A 21,283-nucleotide genomic window follows, 5' to 3' on the forward strand; every position below is an offset into this window, starting at 1 on the left:
TTCAGCAGGCGCAGTACTGCAAGGAAATCCATGAAAGTTCTACTTCTGGTCCAGAAAGAGCAGCGTGCGATTCTGGACCGTCTCTATGACGGCATCGCGGCACACTGCGAATGCGACGTGCGCTGGCTGAGTTCCGGGGAGCAGCGCAACCTGCGTGGCTATTTCCGCCGCGAGGTGGACGTCAGCCGTTATGACCGGATCGTGTTTTTCCTGCGCTTCAAGCAGGAAGTGCGTCAGGTCGGGTTCATCCGCACGATCCCCAATCTGGTCATCCTCGAACACGATGCCTACCAGAACTACATTCCTTGCAAATACACCGGCAAGTTCAGTGCGCACTATCGCAAGCTGCCTTGGGCGCGGGTGATCTGCTCGGGGTTCATGGTCAGCGAGCGTCTGCGCCAGGAAGGCTTCGACGCGGTTTTCGTGCCCAAGGGCTATGACCAGAGCCTGTTGCAATTGCAGGCGCGTGAACGTGACATCGAACTGGCCTTCGTTGGCAGCACCAACAGTGTGGCCTACAGCGGCCGCAAGGCGCTGCTGGATGAGTTGGGGCAGGTCGAGAATCTGCTCGTCACGCGTACCAAGTCCGGGGAAGAGTATTGCGACACCCTGAACCGCATCCGCTTTTTCGTCAGTGCCGATGTCGGCATGGGCGAGTACATGATCAAGAATTTCGAGGCCATGGCCTGCGGTTGCGTGCTGCTGGCCTTCGACCAGGGCGCTGAAGAAAACCGCGCGCTGGGCTTTGTCGACATGCACAACATCGTGCTCTATCGCGACATTCCCCAGCTTCGTGAAAAGCTGGCGAAGTTGCGCGAAAACACCGCTCTGGCCAGCGAAATATCCTGTAATGGGCAGACTTTGGTCGAAGAACGCTTTACATTCCATGCCCTTGGAAAAGCCATCGTGGACGCAATGCATTCGCCGTTGCGCAGTATGCCGGCGATGAGCTGGCTCGATCGCCTTCGGTCACGCTTGGGATGGTAAGGAATTATGAATATTCAATGATTGGGAACGAATGATGGTATTCAGCGAAAACAGCGACATTACGCTGGTCGTCACCAGTTGTGGTCGATTCGACTTGTTGAAGAGCACCCTGGAAACGTTCGACCGTTTCAATACCGCGCCCATACGCCATGTGCTGATTACCGAAGATTCGGGTGATGCTCAGGTTCAGGCCTGCATTCCCGAACACTGGCGCCCGCATACACGTTTCATTATCAACAACCCCAAGCTGGGGCAGATGCGCTCTGTTGATGCGGCCTATTCGTTGGTCGAGACATCCTGGGTTTTCCATTGCGAGGATGACTGGGATTTCTACCGCCCGCACTTCATTGAAGAATCAATGACGCTGCTCAAGCACGATCCTCAGGCATTGCAAGTCTGGTTGCGCAGCTACAATCATGATCTGCGTATTCACAGCCCCTATGTCTATTTGGACGAGCGTGAAGTGGTCGAAGGTATCCCGTTTTACAAACTGGGTTCGCACAAGCCGGAGTGGCAGGGGTTTTCCTTCAATCCCGGGCTGCGCCGTCTGGCTGATTACCAGCAGCATGCGCCGTATGCCGGGCATGGTGGCGAGAAGAAACTTTCACAATTATTTGCCGCGCAAAACCGTTACGCTCTGATCCTGGAAAATGATGCCGTATTGCACACCGGGTTCGGTGAGCATGTGGTGGTGCCGCAGGAGCGGCTCGACAAACAGCGTCGCAAGCGTCGTGATCGCGTCAAGCTGATCATCGCTGTGCTCGCTGGTCTGGTAACAGGTTGGTTGCTCAATAATGTCAGTTGACCGAATCAAAATCCCCAGTAGCAAAGTACAGACGTATTTCACCGTAGCGATTGTTGTCTTTCTGCTGAGCTTTATTCTTAACCCGTCAGCCAAGATCACCAACAATCTGTTTTACGCACTCACCGCCTTGCCGGGCTTGTTCTTCTTGATCAAGTACCGCGGCGCCGGGGTGTTTGCAGAACCGCTGGGCATAGCCTGGGCTGTATTCATGGCGTGCTTTCTGGTGCCGGCGCTGCAAGCGCAGGAGTTCCAGTATTACAAGCACATTGTCTACGTCAGCCTGTTTGTCTTTGTCGTGGCCGGGATTACGGAAAACGGTTTCTTCCGGCGCGGTTTGTTCGTGCGAGGCATGTTCTGGGCCATCTGCCTGTACATCCTGCTCGGCAGCATTTATAGCTGGGTGACCGGAAAATTCGAGTTCGGTCAGCGTGTGGCCATTCTTCCGGCACGTATGGAGAATGTGATTTACACCAGCGCCTGGCTGGTTTGCAGCCTCGCCCTGGCACTGCCGCTATGGGCCAGAGAACGGCGCTGGATTGAAGCGGTGTGTGCTGTTCTTGTTACTCTGGTGTTAACGGCCTTTGTCGTCCAGACCCGCACCGCGCTGGTGGGTTGCGCGGTTCTGTTCGCCGTCTGCAGCGCCTATGCGCTGTACCGTTTTCCATTGCGCACGATAGTCGCCTTGTTGGCGCTGGGCGTCGTTGCGGCGGCAGCCTTCTGGTTCGTCAAGGATGAACAGTGGGTCGCCCTGCTGATGGTCAGAGGGGATTCCTACCGCATCGAGCTGTTTGAAATCATGACCGGTGAATGGCGTCGCTGCGGCTGGGTGCTCGGCTGTGGTGTCGATTTCTACACGACCCAGACCCTGACGGGCGGCATACCGATCCAGCACCCGCACAATATTTTCGTGTCGCTGGGCCTGTACACCGGTGCCGCTTCGCTGGTGATGTTTCTGGTTGTGATGGCGATGACGCTGTGGAACGCCTTGCGCAACGGCGATGCCTGGGGTCTCTACCTGCTGTGCGCGCTGGTCATGCTTAACTTCGACGGCGGCCAACTGGTCGGTAACCCGGATGAGCTCTGGGTGCTGGTGTTGTTACCGGCAACGATGGTGCTGGGCCGTATTGTGCAGGCGCATCGGCTCCGGCAGCTGCAGTAAGATAAAAAATGGCCGCTTCGAAAGCGGCCATTTTTTGTGAAAGCGTTACTGAATAGCCTGAACCAGTTCGCTGGTGTCGCACAGGCTCTGAGCGCTCATGTAGCCATCCAGAAACGCCGGGTTGCCGTTGTCCAGCAGCCATTGGCGATCTTCCTGATAGCGCAACATGTGCTTGAAGTTGCGCAGACGCAGGCTTTTACGCAATGCGCGGCGGTAGGTTTTCATGTCGGCAATGTCGATCAGGCCGAGGGTGCCTTCCGGTGTGAGGATAACGTTGCCCAGATGGGCCGAGCGAAAGTAGATGCCCTTTTCATGCAGGTGGGCAATGAAGCTTCCCAGTTGCCTGCGCAGCTTGTCGTCGGCCACCGCACTGCCCAATAGCTGGCGCAGGGTGAAGCCTGCCAGCGGATCATAATGCACTGCATCGCGCTCGATTTCGGCGATGCGGCTTACCGAGCGTATGCGCGGGCAGGGAATGCCGCGTTTGATCAGCGTTTCACAGTTGTCTGCGAAGCGTTGGGCATAGGGATACCAGGCTGCCGAGCTGACAAGGCGTTTGCGTCGAAACAATTTCAACATGGAGCCGTCACGCAGACGTAGTACTTTGTCGCCCGTGCCATCGGCTTCAAGCACTTCGGCACCTTGAACCAGATCAAGGTAATGGGCGTGGTCAAACGCTTGCATCGATACTCCGGTTTTTACGCCCCAAGGGCTACTGGTCGTCATACAGAAGCCTGCTTTGCCGGTTTCAAGCAGCAATCAGAAACCTCAGGGAATGGACGAGCCGCCTATGTTACCGCAGCAGGCAGCCTCGAAAACCGCTGTGATACAATTCGGTCTCTTTTTAATACGACGGATTCTCATGACAACCTCCGAATCGTCCTCGACTTCCAGCGTGAAAATCTATTTCCGTCTGTTGTCTTATGTGCGTCCGTATGTGGGCATCTTCCTGCTCAGCATCATTGGTTTCGTGATCTTCGCCTCGACCCAGCCGATGCTTGCCGGCATCCTCAAATACTTCGTCGATGGCCTGACCAACCCTGAAGCCGTGCTGTTCCCCAATGTGCCTTATCTGCGCGAGCTGCAACTGTTGCAGGCAGTGCCGTTGCTGATCGTTCTGATCGCCGCATGGCAGGGGCTTGGCTCTTTCCTGGGTAACTACTTTCTGGCCAAGGTGTCTCTCGGCCTGGTCCATGACCTGCGGGTGGAGCTGTTCAACAAGCTGCTGGTACTGCCCAATCGTTACTTCGATACGACCAACTCCGGCCACTTGATTTCGCGTATCACGTTCAACGTCACGATGGTCACCGGTGCCGCCACCGATGCCATCAAAGTGGTGATTCGTGAAGGTCTGACTGTGGTGTTCCTGTTCATCTATCTGTTGATGATGAACTGGAAGCTGACCCTGGTCATGCTCGCCATCCTGCCGCTGATTGCCGTCATGGTAGGCAGTGCGAGCAAGAAATTCCGCAAGCAGAGCAAGAAGATTCAGGTAGCGATGGGCGACGTAACGCACGTTGCCTCGGAAACTATTCAGGGCTATCGCGTGGTACGCAGCTTCGGTGGCGAGTCCTACGAACAGAACCGCTTCGCTCAGGCCAGTGACAGCAACACACGCAAACAACTGCGCATGACCAAAACCGGTGCCATCTACACGCCGATGCTGCAACTGGTGATCTACAGCGCCATGGCGGTGCTGATGTTTCTGGTGCTGTTCCTGCGAGGCGATGCCACCGCGGGCGATCTGGTTGCCTACATCACTGCGGCCGGTCTGCTGCCCAAGCCGATTCGCCAGTTGTCGGAAGTCAGTTCGACGATCCAGAAAGGCGTCGCCGGTGCCGAGAGCATCTTCGAACAACTGGACGTGGAAGAAGAAGTCGATACCGGCACCATCGAGCGTGATCGCGTGACCGGCCACCTTGAGGTGAAGAACCTCAGCTTCTTCTACCCGCAGACCGAGCGTCAGGTGTTGAACGACATCAGTTTCTCCGCAGCGCCTGGGCAGATGATCGCGCTGGTAGGCCGGTCCGGCAGCGGTAAATCGACCCTGGCCAACCTGATACCGCGTTTTTACGGGCACGAGATGGGCAACATCCTGCTCGATGGCGTCGAAATCAACGACTACCGTTTGCGCAACCTGCGCAAGCACATCGCCCAGGTCAACCAGAACGTCACGCTGTTCAACGACACGATCGCCAACAACATTGCCTATGGTGATCTGGCAGGTGCCCCGCGTGCCGACATCGAAGCGGCCGCCGCCGATGCCTACGCCAAAGAGTTCATCGACCAGTTGCCGCAGGGGTTCGATACTCAGGTGGGCGAAAACGGCGTGCTGCTGTCCGGTGGTCAACGGCAGCGTCTGGCCATTGCTCGCGCACTGCTTAAAAACGCACCGCTGCTTATCCTCGACGAAGCCACGTCGGCGCTGGACACCGAGTCCGAACGCCACATCCAGGCGGCGCTGGATCACGTCATGAAGGGCCGTACCACGCTGGTTATCGCTCACCGCCTTTCGACCATCGAAAAGGCTGACATGATTCTGGTCATGGACGCCGGGCACATCGTCGAGCGCGGCACGCATGCCGAGCTGTTGGCACAGAACGGCTATTACGCCCGTCTGCATGCCATGGGGCTGGACGAGCCGTCACCTGTCGGCGCAGTCTGACCTCACTCTCACCGGGCGGGCCCCTGTGGCCTGCCTGCCTTCGGGCGGTGTGATTCAACAGCCTGTCGGTTATAAACCCCTGTGCTAAGATTCCGCCCCTGTCCATTTTTCAAGTACGGGTTGTTCCATGAAGCTATACATGCCGCGCTTTGATCAGGCCCCTGTCCTGGTGGTTGGCGATGTCATGCTCGACAGATACTGGCATGGTGGTACCTCGCGTATTTCCCCTGAGGCGCCGGTGCCTGTGGTCAAGGTCGATCAGATCGAAGACCGTCCGGGCGGCGCTGCCAACGTGGCCTTGAACATCGCTGCGCTGGGTGCACCGGCTTCGCTGGTCGGTGTGACGGGTGACGACGAGGCCGCAGAAAGTCTGACCAACAGCCTGAAAGCAGCGGGTGTGCTGGCGCGTTTTCAGCGCATTGCCGATCAGCCGACCATCGTCAAGTTGCGCGTCATGAGTCGCCATCAGCAGTTACTGCGTATCGACTTCGAAGAACCGTTCAACACTGACCCGCTGGCACTGAGTGCAGAGGTCTACAGCCTGCTCGATGGCATCAAGGTGCTGGTCCTGTCCGATTACGGCAAGGGTGCACTGAAAAACCATCAGGCGCTGATTCAGGCCGCCCGCAAGCGCGGTATAGCGGTGTTGGCTGATCCCAAGGGCAAGGATTTCACGATCTATCGCGGTGCCAGCCTGATTACGCCGAACCTCAGTGAATTCGAAGCCATCGTCGGGCATTGTGAAGACGAGGCACAGCTGGTCACCAAAGGTGCGCAGTTGATGCAGGAGCTTGACCTGGGCGCTCTGCTGGTGACCCGCGGTGAACACGGCATGACCCTGCTGCGTCCTGATCAGCAGGCGCTGCACCTGCCGGCCCGTGCTCGCGAAGTGTTCGATGTGACCGGCGCCGGTGACACGGTAATTTCCACTCTCGCGGCAGCGATTGCTGCGGGCGAGGAACTGCCGCATGCGGTGGCGCTGGCTAATCTGGCAGCAGGCATTGTGGTCGGCAAGCTGGGTACTGCAGCCATCAGCGCCCCGGAACTGCGCCGCGCCATTCAGCGCGAAGAAGGTTCCGAACGCGGCGTGCTGGGGCTGGAGCAACTGTTGCTGGCGGTCGATGATGCGCGCGCGCACAAGGAAAAAATCGTCTTCACCAATGGCTGCTTCGACATTCTTCACGCCGGTCATGTGACCTACCTGGAGCAGGCGCGGGCGCTGGGTGATCGTCTGATCGTGGCCGTCAACGATGACGCGTCTGTCAGCCGTCTGAAAGGGCCGGGCCGTCCGATCAACAGCGTCGACCGGCGTATGGCCGTGCTGGCAGGCTTGGGTGCAGTGGACTGGGTGATCAGCTTCCCCGAAGGCACTCCTGAAAATCTGCTGAGTCACGTCAAGCCGGACGTGCTGGTCAAAGGCGGTGATTACGGCGTCGATCAGGTGGTCGGTGCCGATATCGTCCAGGCGTACGGTGGCGATGTGCGTGTGTTGGGGCTGGTGGAAAACAGCTCGACTACGGCAATTGTCGAGAAGATTCGCGGGCAGGCGTAGTTTTCAGCCGCAGGCTACAAGCCAAGGCAAATCAAAAGGCTTGAGGCTCACAGCTTGCCGCTCATGGCGTGCAGCAGCTCCCGAGCTTTTCCGGTCAGGCGTTTCAGTCCTGACTTCTTCGCCGGTGGGGCCATGCCCTGCTGGCGTAGCCAGTCCTTCCAGCGAATTCGTTCCTCACGCACGATCCAGCCATCCTGCGCGGCAAAACTTTCGGCCAGGTACAGCCCTCGGGTGCCAGCCGGGATCAGTTTGTCGCGCTTGAGCGTGTACAGCTCGGGCAGCGGCACTCCATTTTCCAGCGGCATCAGGTACAGGTCGGGTTTGCTGCGGTTAAGGCGGGCGACCAGTTGATCGTTTTCCAACACTTCATCGACATGGAAAAGGCTGACCGGGCGCGCTTCCTTGGGGATTTCCAGACGCATGTCGTAAATCAGCTGCAAGGACGCGGTGGGTAAATGCACATAAGCCCGTGGGCGCTCCAGCAGTGTCAGGCTGCCGCTTCGCACCGGCCGCGCTGCGCCGGAGAGCGGGCTCAGACGAAAGGGCATGGCCTCGCGATAATGCAGTGCAGCGGCATATGGCGCAGGCAGCCAGGTCTCTTTGAACAGTCCACTCAGCCAGCCCTGAGGCGTTTCGATCATGCACTCTTCGGCCACTTCCTGAATGGCGGTATGCAGTGGCAGGGTCAGTTCGTGGGCCGGCACATAACCCGAGATCAGCTTGAGTACGACGTCGCCACGGTCCTGGCGACGCTGGCGAACCAGCACCCAGTAATCGCGATTCTGCCAGCTCACGGTCAGGCGAACGGACACCCCCAGATTGGCAAGCTCGGTGGAGAAACGTTCGGTGTCCGGCACGTCGATCTTGCGCCGCCGCTGCAAGGTTTGCGCGAAGTTCATCGGCATGCCGATGCTCTGGTAGCTCAGGCCTTCCGGCGTGGCCTCGACAAACAGCGGCAGGGTCTTGAAGTTGCTGGGGTTCTTGCGGATCAGTGTTCGCGGCATAACGGCTCCTTCTTGCGTTGGGGTCGGCCGCCTCAATCAGGCTTGACGGCAAATCACGGCAGCGGCAGTTGCAACGTTGTGCGCCAGGTGCAACGGATTGATGGTGCCGACAATAGCACTGGCAACCGCCGGATGTTCAAACAGTAGCTGGAAACTGGCCTGCACCGGGTCCATGCCCGGCGTCAGACAGACATGACCACTGGCCAGTGCTTTCTTCACCAGGATGCCTTTGCCATGGGCGGCAGCGTAATCCAGCACCGGTTTCTCGCCTTGCTCGTTGAGGTTGTAGGTGACCATCGCACAATCACCTTCGCGCAATGCCAGCAAACCGCCTTCGACTGTCTTGCCGGAAAAGCCGAAGCCGCGAATCTTGCCTTCGCGCTTGAGGTCGGCGAGCGTCTGATACACCTCGGCCTCGTTAAGAATCGCCAGATCATTGCCGTCCGAATGCACCAGCACCAGATCGAGAAAATCGGTTTCAAGACGTTTCAGGCTGCGCTCGACCGATTTGCGGGTGTGTTCAGCGCTGAAGTCATGGCTCGACTGGCCGTTATCGAATTCTTCGCCGACCTTGCTGACAATCACCCAGTCCTGGCGCTGACCGCGCAGCAACGGCCCGAGCCGTTCTTCGCTGGTGCCATAGGCGGGGGCAGTGTCGATCAGGTTGATGCCCATGTCGCGGGCCATGCGCAGCAGCATCTGCGCCTGCTGGTCATCGGGAATCTTGAAGCCGCTGGGGTATTTGACGCCCTGGTCGCGGCCCAGTTTGACGGTGCCCAGGCCAAGGGGCGATACGCTCAGGCCGCTATTGCCGAGCGGGCGATGCAGGTCGTGCAGGGTTTTCAGGCTCATGGCAGCAGCTCATCCCAGACAGGTATGGCCATCGGCGGCCGTGGCACATCAACCAGCGGTGACTGCGGTGTTGGGTGAATGCCATCTCTCGAAAGCTGCGACAGAACCCGGTCAGCGAAGTCCGGAGCCAGTGCCAGTTTGGTCGGCCAGCCAACCATCAGGCGACGCTGGCTGTCGAGAAAGGCGTTGTCTGGCCGCACCAGCCCCGACTGGGCAGGCTCGGCACGGTCCACGCGCAGGGTCGCCCATTGCGCCTGACTCAGGTCGACCCACGGCAGCAGGGCTTCAAGCTCCTTGCGGGCGACGGCGATCTGCGCGTCCGGCTCGCGTGCCACTCCCTCGGCCTCAGCCAGATCGCCGCCCAGATACCACACACACTGGCCGTCAGCCGCAGGGTGGGTGGTGACCGTGATGCGCGGCTTGGGCCCGCCGCCCAGGCAGTGAGCGAACAGCGGCTTCAGGGTCGGCCCCTTGACCAGCACCATGTGCAACGGGCGGCGCTGCATCTGCGGTTGCGATACGCCAAGCGCGTTCAGCAGGTCGGCATTGCCGCCGCCAGCACTGAGTACGATGCGCTGGGCATGAATATCGCGCCCATCGACGCGCAGCCCGATCAGCTCATCGCCCTCGTACAGCGGCTCAACATTCTGACCGGCCAGCAGGCTGTCACCGGCCAGCTCGGCGAGTCGCTCGATCAGGCTCGGCACATCGACCACCAGTTCCGCGAGACGATAGACCTTGCCCTTGAATTTGGGGTTTTGCAGTGCGGGCGGTAATTGCTCGCCCTTGACCTGATCCACACGGCCGCGCACCGCCTTGCTGGCGAAGAAGCTGGTGAGATTGCCGGCGATGGTGCCTGGCGACCACAAGTAGTGGGCCTCGGATAGCAGGCGTACACCGGACAGGTCCAGCTCGCCTTTGCCATCGAGAGCTTCACGCCAGCGGCGCGGCATATCGGCGATGGCCTCGGAGGCACCGGAAAGCGCGCCGTGCAGCGCGTACTTGGCACCGCCGTGGATGATCCCCTGAGACTTGAGGCTTTGCCCGCCACCCAGGCTGGCGCTTTCTACCAGCACTGTCGAGAACCCTTGACGACGCAACCGGGCGTTGAGCCATAGACCGGCTACGCCAGCCCCGACAATCAGCACGTCAGTGGAAATAACCGATGGCATGAGCACCTCAGTGAGCAAAAAGTACGAGCATTATAAAGGATCGGCTTTTCAATGCCCGGCGGTTTTCGAGAACAGCTGGATGACGGCTACGCCAGCCACAATCATGCCCATGCCCAACAACGCGGGCAGGTCGAGTTTCTGGCCGTAGATGAAGAACGCCGCAATGCTCACCATGACAATGCCCATGCCCGACCAGATGGCGTAGGTGATGCCGACCGGGATCGTGCGCATCACCAGAATCAGCATCCAGAATGCAATCGCATAACCAGTGATCAGCAGCAACAGCGGCAGGGGAGTGCTGAACCCTTTCACGGCTTTCATGGAAGTAGTGGCGATGACTTCTGCGCAGACGGCGATAGCCAGCAGATAATAAGCGTTCATGGTGCATTCCTTTTCGTCAGGCTGCGCATTCTAGCGACTTGTGATGGCGGGCTGATAAACTCCGCGCCCATGAATAGAACCCTTTATACCCTACTGTTTCATCTCGGCCTGCCACTGGTTGCCCTGCGCCTGTGGTTACGTGCGCGCAAGGCTCCGTCGTATCGCCAGCGCATCGGCGAGCGGTTCGCCAGCGGCCTGCCTGCCATGCAGCGCGGTGGTATCTGGGTGCATGCGGTGTCAGTGGGCGAAAGCATCGCGGCCGCGCCGATGATTCGCGCGCTGCTGCTGCAATACCCCCAACTGCCGATCACTGTGACTTGCATGACGCCCACAGGTTCGGAACGAATCAAGGCGCTGTTCGCCAGCGAACCGCGCATTCAGCATTGCTACCTGCCGTATGACTTGCCTTGGGCGGCAGGGCGTTTTCTCGATCATGTGCAGCCCCGGCTGGGCATCATCATGGAAACCGAGCTGTGGCCCAACCACATCCACCAATGCGCCCTGCGCGGGATCCCCGTGGTGCTCGCCAATGCGCGGCTTTCGGAGCGCTCGGCAAGGGGCTATGCACGCTTTGCCAAGCTTGCCCGGCCGATGCTGGCGCAAATGGCCTGGTTCGCGGTGCAGACAGAAGTCGAGGCGCAGCGCTTTCGTGATCTGGGCGCGCGTCCCGAGTGCGTTGCGGTGACCGGCTCGATCAAGTTCGACCTGAGTATTGACCCGCAATTGCTGGAACGTGCCGCGCACTTGCGTGAGCAATGGCAGGCGACGCAGCGTCCGGTATGGATCGCCGCCAGCACCCATGCAGGCGAGGATGAAAGCGTTCTTTCAGCTCATCGCACGTTATTGACGAGCCATCCTGATGCGCTGCTGATCCTGGTGCCGCGTCATCCCGAGCGTTTCGACAGCGTGCATGCGCTGTGTCAGCAGCAGGGTTTTGCGACGGTTCGGCGCTCATCCGCGCAGGCTGTCACGCCGGACGTCTCAGTGCTGATGGGCGATACCATGGGCGAATTGCTGTTTCTCTATGCGCTGGCGGATATCGCTTTTGTGGGCGGCAGCCTGGTGCCTAATGGCGGCCACAACCTGTTGGAGCCTGCGGCGCTGGCCAAACCGGTACTCAGCGGCCCGCACCTGTTCAACTTCCTCGAGATTGCCGCCATGCTGCGCACTGCCGGTGCGTTGCAAGAGGTCAGCGATGCGACCACGCTGGCCGCCGCCGTGCAGGGGCTTTTCGACCAGCCACAGCAGGCTCGCGGCATGGCCGATGCAGGGCTGGCTGTGATGAAGGCCAATCAGGGCGCGCTGCAACGCCTGCTCGACGGGATCGGGCGGTTGATGGGCAGGCGCTGAGTCGGAGGACGCGGAGCGTCCAGAACTGCATGCCGACGCAGAGCGTCGGCACGATAGTTGAGCTCGTCCAGACGCCTATCGTTCCTCACGCTCCAGCGTGGGAATGCCTTGGGTGACGCTCCGCGTCACAAATCTGCGTCGCGCTGCATGACTTGAAGTCGGGCGCAGAGCATCCAGATCGGTCAGCAATCTCAGCGCTTTGCAGGTCGCTCGAAGTTCTTCTGCGCGGCGGTTGCCAGGTCGGGCGGAAGGAAGTCCTTGTCCGGGTTGTAATCAGCCTTCAGGTAGCGTGAAAGATCCTGCAGATCGCCCGGGTTCAGGGTGCCTGCCGCCTGCTTGAGGCGCAGGTTGTCGAGGATGTAGTCATAGCGCGTGTTGTTGTAGTCACGCACCGAGGCATACAACTGGCGCTGCGCATCCAGCACGTCGACAATGTTGCGGGTGCCCACCTGATAACCGATTTCAGTGGCTTCCAGCGCGCTCTGGTTGGAGATGATCGACTGTTTGCGGGCCTGCACCTGCTCGACATCGGTATTCACCGCACGGTGGAGGTTGCGCGTATTTTCCACCACCTGACGACGCAGGCTTTCACGGCGTTGCTCGCTCTGGCTCAGGCGCGCATAGGCTTCGCGTACCTGTGAACTGGTCAGGCCACCGCTGTAGATCGGGATATTCAACTGCACACCAATACTGCGCTGCTCGACGTCGCCGCCATAATTGCGCCCGGTGTAGTTAGGGTTGCTGAAACCCAGTGCGTCGTTGTCGCCACGCTGATAAGTCGCCACGGCATCAAGTGTCGGGGCATGCCCGGCCTTGCGCTGGCGCAGGGTTTCCTCGGCAGCGTTGACCGCGTAGTTACTGGCCAGCAGGTTGAGGTTCTGTTGTGCTGCGGTATCGACCCAGGCCTTGGCATCGTTTGGCGTTGGCGCCAGCACCGGCAAGGTATGCACGATGCCTTCGATGGAGTTGTATTCACGATTGGTCAGCGTCACCAGGGCCTGAAACGCATCGTCCACCTGGCGCTTGGCGAGAATCCGGCTGGCGCGCGAGGTGTCGTAGCTGGCCTGCGCCTGCAACACGTCGGTCTTGTCCGACAGGCCGACATCGAAACGCTCGTTGGCCTGATCGAGCTGGCGTTTGAACGCTGCTTCCTCGGCTTTGGTCGAGGCCAGATTGTCCTGGGCGCGCAGCACGCTGAAATAGCTTTGTGCCGCTTGCAGGATCAGGTTCTGCTCGGTAGCCGACAGCTCGAGTGCCGCCTGCTCGTTGCTCGCCTCGGCGGCCTGCAACTGGAACCAGCGGTCGGCACGGAAGATCGGCTGGCTCAGGGTGGCTTGATAGACGTTACCGCTGCGGGTGGCCACGGCTCTGGGCTGGTCGATACTGGTGCGGGTATTGTTGCTTTGTGCGCTGCCGGAAATGTTCGGCAGCAAACCGGCGCGGGCCTGTGGTACGGCTTCCTTGCGGGCATCGTAATCGGCGCGGGATGCCGCAAGGTCGGCATTGTTGTCCACCGCCTGCTGATAGACATTCAGCAGACCTGTCTGGGTCGGCAGTGGCATATCGGCTGCCCACGTCAGGCCGCTGGACGCAAACGAAACGGCCACAACCAACGAAAGTTTGCGCAGCATGAGGCATTCCCTGTTCATGAAGAAAGTAATCACGGTTTTAAGCGAAACCGGGTTAGCGAGTGTAGAGCCAGACTCTTTTAGCAACAATCGGCGATTTGCGCCATTTATCGAGCCCTGTGCAAATAGGCTGGCATTGCGACCGCGCCCCGGCATAGACTGAACGTGTTCTTGTCGGGGTGCCTTGCTGTGAGGCTGAGATCGGTTAAACCGGATCCCGTTGAACCTGATCAGGTTAGCGCCTGCGTAGGGAACAAGATTTCTCGTCTCCCGGCGAGTCCTCTTGAGTATCGTCCGGGGTCGACTGTTCAAAAAATGAACAGCGTACACCTCCTTTCGATACTCAGCACCAGCACTGGTGCACCCGTCCGTCACGTCAGGTCACTCCGACAATAAATCCGCAACCGGATGTCTGGAGAGCCGTGATGAGTACAACACTAAAAAACGCAGCCCATTTGAGCGAGTCGGCACAAGTCGATTCCGGATCGGTACAGCCGTTTACCCGTTCGCAGAAAATCTACGTTCAGGGCTCACGCCCGGACATCCGCGTGCCGATGCGCGAAATCACCCTGGACGTCACACCGACTGACTTCGGCGGTGAAATCAACGCACCGGTCACGGTCTATGACACCTCCGGCCCGTACACCGACCCCAACGTGATCATCGACGTGCGCAAAGGCCTGGCGGATGTTCGCTCGCCGTGGATCGACTCGCGCAACGACACCGAGCGCCTGGCGGGCTTGAGTTCCAACTTCGGCCAGCAACGCCTGAGCGACGCCGAACTGACCGCGCTGCGCTTTGCTCATGTGCGCAACCCGCGCCGGGCCAAGGCGGGGGCCAACGTCAGCCAGATGCACTATGCGCGTCAGGGCATCATTACCGCCGAGATGGAATACGTCGCCATCCGCGAAAACATGAAGCTTCAGGAAGCCCGTGCCGCTGGCCTGCTGACCCAGCAACATGCCGGGCACAGCTTCGGCGCGAGCATTCCGAAGGAAATCACTGCCGAGTTCGTGCGCGAAGAGATCGCCCGTGGTCGTGCGATCATCCCGGCCAACATCAACCACGTCGAACTGGAACCGATGATCATCGGCCGCAACTTCCTGGTGAAGATCAACGGCAACATCGGTAACAGCGCGCTGGGATCTTCCATCGAAGAAGAAGTCGCCAAGCTGACCTGGGGCATTCGCTGGGGTTCTGACACGGTCATGGACCTGTCTACCGGCAAGCATATTCATGAAACCCGCGAATGGATCATCCGCAACTCGCCGGTGCCGATCGGCACTGTGCCAATCTATCAGGCTCTTGAGAAAGTCGGCGGTGCGGCCGAGGACCTGACCTGGGAGCTGTTCCGCGACACGCTGATCGAGCAGGCCGAGCAGGGCGTTGATTACTTCACCATCCACGCCGGTGTGTTGCTGCGTTATGTGCCGCTGACCGCCAAACGTGTGACCGGGATTGTCAGCCGTGGAGGCTCGATCATGGCCAAGTGGTGCCTGGCGCATCACCAGGAAAACTTCCTGTACACCCATTTCGAAGACATCTGCGAAATCATGAAGGCATACGACGTCTGCTTCTCGCTGGGCGATGGCTTGCGTCCGGGCTCGATTGCCGACGCCAACGATGCGGCGCAGTTCGGTGAGCTGGAAACCTTGGGTGAACTGACCAAAATCGCCTGGAAGCACGACGTGCAGACCATGATCGAAGGCCCCGGTCATGTGCCGATGCAGTTGATCAAGGAAAACATGGACAAGCAGCTGGAATGCTGCGACGAAGCGCCTTTTTACACTCTGGGCCCGCTGACCACCGATATTGCGCCGGGGTATGACCACATCACGTCGGGCATCGGTGCCGCGATGATTGGCTGGTTCGGTTGCGCCATGCTGTGCTACGTCACGCCCAAAGAGCACCTGGGGCTGCCGAACAAGGATGACGTGAAGACCGGGATCATCACTTACAAGATCGCTGCCCACGCAGCGGACCTTGCCAAAGGCCATCCGGGCGCGCAGATCCGTGACAACGCCTTGAGCAAGGCGCGTTTCGAGTTCCGCTGGGAAGACCAGTTCAACCTCGGCCTGGACCCGGACACCGCACGCTCGTACCACGACGAAACCCTGCCCAAGGACTCGGCCAAGGTCGCGCATTTCTGTTCCATGTGCGGGCCGAAATTCTGCTCGATGAAAATCACCCAGGAAGTACGCGAGTACGCCGCCAACCAGCGGATCGAGGCGGTGGATGTCGACGTCGCCAAAGGCCTGGCCGAGCAGGCCGAGCGCTTCAAGCAGGAAGGCAGCCAGCTGTACAAGAAGGTGTAGGGAGCGAGACTCGGAGCGTCGCACGATCGTTGAGATTATCGTTCCGCACGCTCCAGCGTGGGAATGCAGTGCTCGACGCTCTGCGTCGTCAAGAGGACGCGGAGCGTCCAGAAAGGCATGCGACGCAGAGCGACGCACGATAGTTGCGATGATCGTTCCGCACGCTCCCGCGTGGGAATGCAGTTCTCGACGCTCTGCGTCGTCAAGAGGGCGCGGAGCGTCCAGAACGGCATGCGACGCAGAGCGCCGCACGATAGTTGAGATTATCGTTCCGCACGCTCCCGCGTGGAAATGCAGTTCTCGACGCTCTGCGTCGTCAAGAGGACGCGGAGCGTCCAGACCGGCATGCGACGCAGAGCGCCGCACGATAGTTGCGATTATCGTTCCGCACGCTCCAGCGTGGAAATGCAGGTCTCGACGCTCTGCGTCGTCAAGAGGACGCGGAGCGTCCAGAACGGCATGCGACGCAGAGCGCCGCACGATAGTTGAGATTATCGTTCCGCACGCTCCAGCGTGGGAATGCAGTTCTCGACGCTCTGCGTCGTCAAGAGGACGCGGAGCGTCCAGAACGGCATGCGACGCAGAGCGCCGCACGATAATTGCGATGATCCCACGCTCTGCGTCCGATCCCGAATCACCGATCAACACCCAACACGAGACACAAACGTGAACACACCTGGCACCTATTCTCCCGACACCCCCATCCCTGCCAGCCAGCGGGTGTTCGGTGGGCGGGATCTGTTCTCCCTGTGGTTTTCCCTCGGCATCGGTTTGATGGTGCTGCAAACCGGGGCCTTGCTGGCACCGGGGCTGGGCATGTCCGGCTCGATGCTGGCGATTTTTCTCGGCACGCTGGTGGGCGTTTTACTGCTCGCCAGTGTCGGCGTGATCGGCAGTGACACCGGTTTGTCTTCCATGGCCGCCCTCAAACTCAGCCTGGGCAGCAAAGGCGCGTCGCTGCCTGCGGTGTTGAACCTGCTGCAACTGATCGGCTGGGGTTCGTTCGAGATCATCGTCATGCGCGACGCCGCCAGTCTGTTGAGCGATCGGGCTTTTTCGCAGGGCAGTCTATTGACCAGTCCGCTGCTCTGGACATTGTTTTTCGGAGCGCTGGCCACTCTGCTGGCGGTCAGCGGGCCATTGACCTTCGTGCGCCGATTCTTACGCAAGTGGGGAATCTGGATACTGCTGGCCGCGTGTTCATGGCTGACCTGGAACCTGCTGAGCAAGGCTGATCTGTCAGCGCTGTGGGCGACATCCGGCGACGGTTCGCTGCCGTTTGCTTCGGGGTTCGACATTGCCATCGCCATGCCGCTGTCCTGGCTGCCGCTCATTGCTGACTACTCGCGCTTCGGCCAACGTGCGAAAAGTGTCTTCGGCGGCACGGCTGCAGGCTTTTTCATCGGTAACTTCTGGCTGATGAGTCTGGGCGTTGCCTATACGTTGGCGTTCGCGCCTAGCGGTGAGGTCAATGCCTTGCTGCTGGCACTGGCCGGCGCAGGTCTGGGTATCCCGCTGCTGCTGATTCTGCTGGATGAGACGGAAAATGCGTTCGCCGATATTCACTCGGCAGCGGTCTCGAGTGCTTTGCTGTCACGTATCAAGGTCGAGCATTTGGCATTGATCATCGGCGTGATCTGCACGCTGATCGCCTGTCTGGCACCGCTGGCCCAATACCAGAACTTCCTGCTGCTGATCGGCTCGGTGTTTGCGCCGTTGTTCGGCGTGGTGCTGGTCGACCATTTCATCCTGCGTCGTCGCAGTGGTCAGGTAGCGGAGGGCGGTTTGCGCTGGATGAGTCTGCTGGCGTGGCTGGGCGGGCTCAGCACCTATCATCTGCTGGCCGGTTTTTACCCGGATGTCGGTGCAACACTGCCAGCGCTCATCGTCGCTGGCGTGCTGCAGCTGTTGATCGGCGGTGCGATCAACCGCGACCGGGGAACAGTTCCGGCTTGAGGATGCCATTGAGCTGAGGGTAAGGAATCTTCAGCTCGATGTGACCCATCGAATACGGCGCGATGGTATCCACCGAGTACTTGAGGATCACCGCGCCGTACGTCAGCGCGATATGTGGCGTGCGCTTGAACGGCCAGGTCTTCATGAACTCGCTGTCTTCATTCATCTTGGTCGAGACCAGCCAACCCTGGTGGGCCAGTTGGGCCTTCTGCCAGAACTCGCTTTCCTTGCCCGGAATGATCATGTCAGCCAGGGTCAGGACTTTCTGCTGCTGACGCGAATAGTTGATGAACGCCCGGCCGGGGTTGCCGTGGGCGCCACCTGTATCCAGATAACTGGAAAGTTCGACAACCACGATACCGTCATGCTGCTCACGTACCTTGGCTTGCAGATAACTGCTGTTGCGGCCCTGGGCCTGGCTCAGGAACTGCTCCTGATAGGCTTTAATGGACGCAGGCGGCGAGGCGCTGCTGTCGGCAACGGTCAGTTGCAGCAAGGTCTTCTGGACGATGGCGTCCAATCGCGGCTCATCGGGAAAATGCACGGTATCGATGTTCACCAGCGGGCAGTCCGCCGTGGTGCAGCCTGGCTTGATCAGCTCGGAGGCATCGCGCTGGACTTGCAGCGGTGTGCGCATGTTGGGCGTGAAGAGGCTTTGGCAGGCGCCGAGCAACAGGGCCAGGCAAGCCAGTGAAGTGATCCTCAGTAACGACATGTTGATCCTTGGCAGTGTCAGTAAAGGCGGTTGCGTTGTGCGTATGCAGGCTGGTTGGACTGTAAACAACGTCTTCGGTTCGATCATGGCAGATTAGAATTGTTTTAAGTCCCGGCCGTCTACCCTGCATCTTCAAGGGGGCTGCATCTTACCGTCGATGCGCGTTAGGATGACCCGATGTCAAAAACGGCGGCAAGCGAGAAACCCATGACCCAGACCACACGATCTGCACCAAGCGCTTTTGAAACCATACAGCGTGAAAACTGCTTCAAGGGCTTCTATAGGCTGGACAAGCTGCATGTGCGCCACGAACTGTTCGCAGGTGGCATGAGCAAGGAAATCAGCCGCGAGCTTTTCGTTCGCCACGATGCGGTTTGTGTACTGCCGTACGATGCCAAGCGTGACGAAGTGGTGCTCATCGAGCAGTTCCGCGTAGGTGCCATGGAAAAGACCAGCAACCCGTGGCTGATCGAACTGGTCGCCGGGCTGATCGACAAGGATGAACAGCCGGAAGAAGTTGCTCATCGCGAGGCAGAGGAGGAAGCTGGACTGGTGTTCCGCTCGCTTTGGCCCATCACCAAATACTTTCCTTCTCCAGGTGGCAGTAATGAGTTTGTTCACTTGTACCTGGGGCAGTGCAGCAGTGAAGGGGCAGGCGGAATTCACGGGCTTGAGTCCGAAGGCGAAGACATCCGGGTCACAGTCTGGTCATTCGATGACGCAATGCAGGCGATGAAAGACGGAACAATCAAAAACGCGTCGACGATCATCGCCTTGCAATGGCTGGCGCTGAATCGTGCGGAGATAAGGGGTTTATGGTCGTGAATCTATTGCGCGAGCGCTACCGTGTCGACCTTGCCGGACTGCAGGCTGCGTGTGAGGCCAACTACGCGCGCCTGATGCGCCTGCTGCCCGGCATGCGCAACGAACAGCGCTCACGCCGCGTCGCCGTCACCCAGGGCGACCAGATGCTGGGCGTACTGGCCGTCGAAGTATTGCTCGACTGCCCGTACACCACCACCCTGCAAGTCCGCCAGGAACACAGTCTGCCATGGCTGCCGGTGCCGGTGCTCGAGGTTCAGGTATACCACGACGCACGCATGGCCGAAGTCATCGGCGCCGAGCATGCGCGGCGCTTTCGCGGGATTTATCCCTACCCCAACGCCGACATGCATCAACCGGACGAAAAAGCCCAGCTCAATTTGTTTCTGGGCGAGTGGCTGAGTCATTGCCTGGCGTGTGGGCATGAGTTTGAGGCAGTGCGTTAACCCCTCTTCAATTGTTATCGCGCTACTGCTCCTTGGCTTTGCCCTGTGTTTCTCCCCCACCGGATTGACCGACAAGTGACGTCAGCTGACAGCGGGCAGGCCCCAGTCTTGTAGGGGGGTTCTGAAAATCCCCCGGCACCTTGGATTTGAAACCACATGCCTTACATTCGACCTGAATTTATTTGCAGGTATAACGAATGAGTGACTTAGGCACCCCACGATGTCTGTTAGCGTGCTTCTCGGGAATCACCCTCAGCCTTTTCAGCTATCTCGGGTTGATAACCCTGACAGGCAGCGCTCTGCGTTGGGAACACTTTCTATATACGGCCATTACCGGAGTGGTCATCGGTATTCTGTCTTTGAGGCTCATGCCGTGGATCGTTCATCTGGCTGGACTGGCAGGAATGATTCTTGGCGTTGTCCTGGAGCTTTTGTTGGCGGGATATCTCTGGCCTGGAATGCCTTATGAGCGGGTGCTGAGCTATCTCTTGGGTGCGGGACTGGCGGGCATGGTGTCGGCCGGACTTATTGCTTCAATTGTGCTCAAGCACCGAGCGAATCAGCAAATGTGACCAAATGCTCACCCGCACCCACATTCCCGGTTTACCCGCCCACTGCCACATCACATAATCGCGCTGAATCCTCTCTGGGAGACGGTCTTGCCAAGCGCAGCCCCTTCATCGTCAGTTTTGCTGGTGCAGATATCCGACAGCCACCTGTTCGCCGAGGCGGACGGGGCGTTGCTGGGCATGAGCACGCGGAACAGTCTGGAAAAAGTCGTTGATCTGGTCCTCGCCGAGCAGCCACATATTGATCTTGTGGTGGCCAGCGGGGATATCTCCCAGGATGGCAGCGTCGAGTCTTACGAAGCGTTTCGCCGGATAAGTACGCAGATCGCCGCGCCCGCGCGCTGGTTTGCCGGTAATCATGATGAATTGCCGCAGATGGAGCATGTGGCACAGGCTGAAGGGCTGCTTGATCCGATCATCAACATCGGCCAGTGGCGGGTGACGCTGCTGGATTCGGCAGTGCCCGGTTCGGTGCCAGGTTTTCTGGCCACTGGGCAATTGCAGTTGCTGGAGCAGTCACTGAGCGAAGCGCCTGACCGGCATCATCTGGTTTGCCTGCATCACCACCCGGTGGCCATCGGCTGTGAATGGATGGCACCCATCGGTCTGCGCAATGCTGACGCGTTGTTTGCGGTGCTGGATCGATTCCCGCAGGTTCGGGCCGTATTGTGGGGGCATGTACATCAGGAGTTCGACCAGATGCGTAACGGCGTGCGCCTGCTGGCGTCGCCTTCGACCTGCATTCAGTTCGCGCCGGGCAGTGCCGATTTCAAGGTGGACACCACGGCGCCGGGTTATCGCTGGTTGCGTCTGCATGACGACGGACGGCTGGAAACCGCTGTTTCCAGAGTGGTCGGCATGGAATTCGAAGTCGATTACGGCGGCACCGGCTACTGAATGAGCGG

19 protein-coding genes and 1 riboswitch are annotated in these 21,283 nt (G+C 59.4%); of the genes, 12 read left to right on the forward strand and 7 right to left on the reverse strand.

The window, feature by feature from the left end; all coding sequences use genetic code 11:
• The first annotated feature begins 30 nt into the window (after positions 1-30).
• From RYB09_RS04895 to RYB09_RS04905, 3 genes are read left to right on the forward strand one after another with little or no spacing between them, the layout of a single operon-like run.
• The gene (locus tag RYB09_RS04895) at positions 31-987 is read left to right on the forward strand and encodes a glycosyltransferase (protein ID WP_058407707.1); all 957 of its coding nucleotides are present in this window, start codon (positions 31-33) and stop codon (positions 985-987) included.
• A gap of 31 nt (positions 988-1,018) precedes the next feature.
• Complete coding sequence (locus RYB09_RS04900; protein WP_316887602.1) at positions 1,019-1,792, forward strand: glycosyltransferase family 2 protein; 774 nt, start codon at positions 1,019-1,021, stop codon at positions 1,790-1,792.
• On the forward strand, positions 1,782-2,951 hold the full coding sequence (locus RYB09_RS04905; protein WP_316887603.1) for an O-antigen ligase domain-containing protein: 1,170 nt from the start codon (positions 1,782-1,784) through the stop codon (positions 2,949-2,951). The genes RYB09_RS04900 and RYB09_RS04905 overlap by 11 nt, the downstream gene beginning before the upstream one ends.
• Positions 2,952-2,996: 45 nt before the next feature.
• On the opposite strand, the gene RYB09_RS04910 is transcribed toward RYB09_RS04905, so the two are convergent.
• A complete protein-coding gene (locus tag RYB09_RS04910) occupies positions 2,997-3,635 on the reverse strand; it encodes a toluene tolerance protein (protein WP_038820444.1) in 639 nt (212 codons plus the stop codon).
• A gap of 178 nt (positions 3,636-3,813) precedes the next feature.
• On the opposite strand from RYB09_RS04910, the gene msbA reads away from it, so the two are divergent.
• Positions 3,814-5,616: a lipid A export permease/ATP-binding protein MsbA gene (gene msbA / locus RYB09_RS04915; protein ID WP_316887604.1), complete on the forward strand. Its 1,803-nt coding sequence runs from the start codon at positions 3,814-3,816 to the stop codon at positions 5,614-5,616.
• Positions 5,617-5,743: 127 nt separating this feature from the next.
• Positions 5,744-7,168: a bifunctional D-glycero-beta-D-manno-heptose-7-phosphate kinase/D-glycero-beta-D-manno-heptose 1-phosphate adenylyltransferase HldE gene (gene hldE / locus RYB09_RS04920; protein WP_058399886.1), complete on the forward strand. Its 1,425-nt coding sequence runs from the start codon at positions 5,744-5,746 to the stop codon at positions 7,166-7,168.
• Positions 7,169-7,215: 47 nt separating this feature from the next.
• Here the strand turns inward: hldE and RYB09_RS04925 are convergent, their stop codons facing one another.
• From RYB09_RS04925 to RYB09_RS04940, 4 genes are read right to left on the reverse strand one after another with little or no spacing between them, the layout of a single operon-like run.
• On the reverse strand, positions 7,216-8,172 hold the full coding sequence (locus RYB09_RS04925) for a hypothetical protein (RefSeq protein ID WP_002551786.1): 957 nt from the start codon (positions 8,170-8,172) through the stop codon (positions 7,216-7,218).
• A 36-nt stretch (positions 8,173-8,208) separates the two neighbouring features.
• Complete coding sequence (locus RYB09_RS04930; RefSeq protein WP_019742281.1) at positions 8,209-9,024, reverse strand: aldo/keto reductase; 816 nt, start codon at positions 9,022-9,024, stop codon at positions 8,209-8,211.
• A complete protein-coding gene (locus RYB09_RS04935) occupies positions 9,021-10,196 on the reverse strand; it encodes an NAD(P)/FAD-dependent oxidoreductase (RefSeq protein WP_005778848.1) in 1,176 nt (391 codons plus the stop codon). The genes RYB09_RS04930 and RYB09_RS04935 overlap by 4 nt, the downstream gene beginning before the upstream one ends.
• Before the next feature lie 48 nt (positions 10,197-10,244).
• Positions 10,245-10,577 (reverse strand): SMR family transporter, encoded by a 333-nt coding sequence (locus RYB09_RS04940; protein WP_002551789.1) that lies wholly within the window; start codon positions 10,575-10,577, stop codon positions 10,245-10,247.
• 69 nt (positions 10,578-10,646) lie between these two features.
• Here RYB09_RS04940 and waaA point away from each other — a divergent pair, with 69 nt between their 5' ends.
• Positions 10,647-11,927 carry a lipid IV(A) 3-deoxy-D-manno-octulosonic acid transferase gene (waaA, locus tag RYB09_RS04945; RefSeq protein ID WP_316887605.1) on the forward strand — a complete coding sequence of 427 codons (1,281 nt, stop codon included), beginning with the start codon at positions 10,647-10,649 and terminating at the stop codon, positions 11,925-11,927.
• A 191-nt stretch (positions 11,928-12,118) separates the two neighbouring features.
• Here the strand turns inward: waaA and RYB09_RS04950 are convergent, their stop codons facing one another.
• The gene (locus tag RYB09_RS04950; protein WP_058399891.1) at positions 12,119-13,558 is read right to left on the reverse strand and encodes a TolC family outer membrane protein; all 1,440 of its coding nucleotides are present in this window, start codon (positions 13,556-13,558) and stop codon (positions 12,119-12,121) included.
• A gap of 162 nt (positions 13,559-13,720) precedes the next feature.
• Positions 13,721-13,825, forward strand: a riboswitch (TPP riboswitch).
• A 155-nt stretch (positions 13,826-13,980) separates the two neighbouring features.
• On the opposite strand from RYB09_RS04950, the gene thiC reads away from it, so the two are divergent.
• Entirely contained in the window at positions 13,981-15,870 is a 1,890-nt protein-coding gene (thiC, locus tag RYB09_RS04955; protein WP_316887606.1) for a phosphomethylpyrimidine synthase ThiC, read from the forward strand.
• Between the two features lie 666 nt (positions 15,871-16,536).
• Positions 16,537-17,826 (forward strand): putative hydroxymethylpyrimidine transporter CytX, encoded by a 1,290-nt coding sequence (gene cytX, locus RYB09_RS04960; protein ID WP_316887607.1) that lies wholly within the window; start codon positions 16,537-16,539, stop codon positions 17,824-17,826.
• Here the strand turns inward: cytX and RYB09_RS04965 are convergent.
• On the reverse strand, positions 17,795-18,541 hold the full coding sequence (locus RYB09_RS04965) for an RsiV family protein (protein ID WP_004654549.1): 747 nt from the start codon (positions 18,539-18,541) through the stop codon (positions 17,795-17,797). The two genes, cytX and RYB09_RS04965, sit on opposite strands and share 32 nt — an antisense overlap.
• A 207-nt stretch (positions 18,542-18,748) precedes the next feature.
• On the opposite strand from RYB09_RS04965, the gene RYB09_RS04970 reads away from it, so the two are divergent.
• The 4 genes from RYB09_RS04970 (at position 18,749) to cpdA (ending at position 21,275) form a co-directional block, all read left to right on the forward strand.
• Positions 18,749-19,366: an NUDIX domain-containing protein gene (locus RYB09_RS04970; RefSeq protein ID WP_002551795.1), complete on the forward strand. Its 618-nt coding sequence runs from the start codon at positions 18,749-18,751 to the stop codon at positions 19,364-19,366.
• Positions 19,357-19,809: a DUF1249 domain-containing protein gene (locus RYB09_RS04975; protein ID WP_316887608.1), complete on the forward strand. Its 453-nt coding sequence runs from the start codon at positions 19,357-19,359 to the stop codon at positions 19,807-19,809. Before RYB09_RS04970 ends, RYB09_RS04975 begins: the two co-directional genes overlap by 10 nt.
• Positions 19,810-20,006: 197 nt before the next feature.
• Complete coding sequence (locus tag RYB09_RS04980) at positions 20,007-20,381, forward strand: hypothetical protein (RefSeq protein WP_316887609.1); 375 nt, start codon at positions 20,007-20,009, stop codon at positions 20,379-20,381.
• 87 nt (positions 20,382-20,468) lie between these two features.
• Positions 20,469-21,275, forward strand: coding sequence for a 3',5'-cyclic-AMP phosphodiesterase (gene cpdA, locus RYB09_RS04985; protein WP_316887610.1), 807 nt, complete (start codon positions 20,469-20,471; stop codon positions 21,273-21,275).
• Positions 21,276-21,283 lie beyond the last annotated feature (8 nt).

Source organism: Pseudomonas syringae group sp. J254-4 (genome assembly GCF_032586855.1).
Taxonomy (GTDB): Bacteria; Pseudomonadota; Gammaproteobacteria; order Pseudomonadales; family Pseudomonadaceae; genus Aquipseudomonas; species Aquipseudomonas amygdali.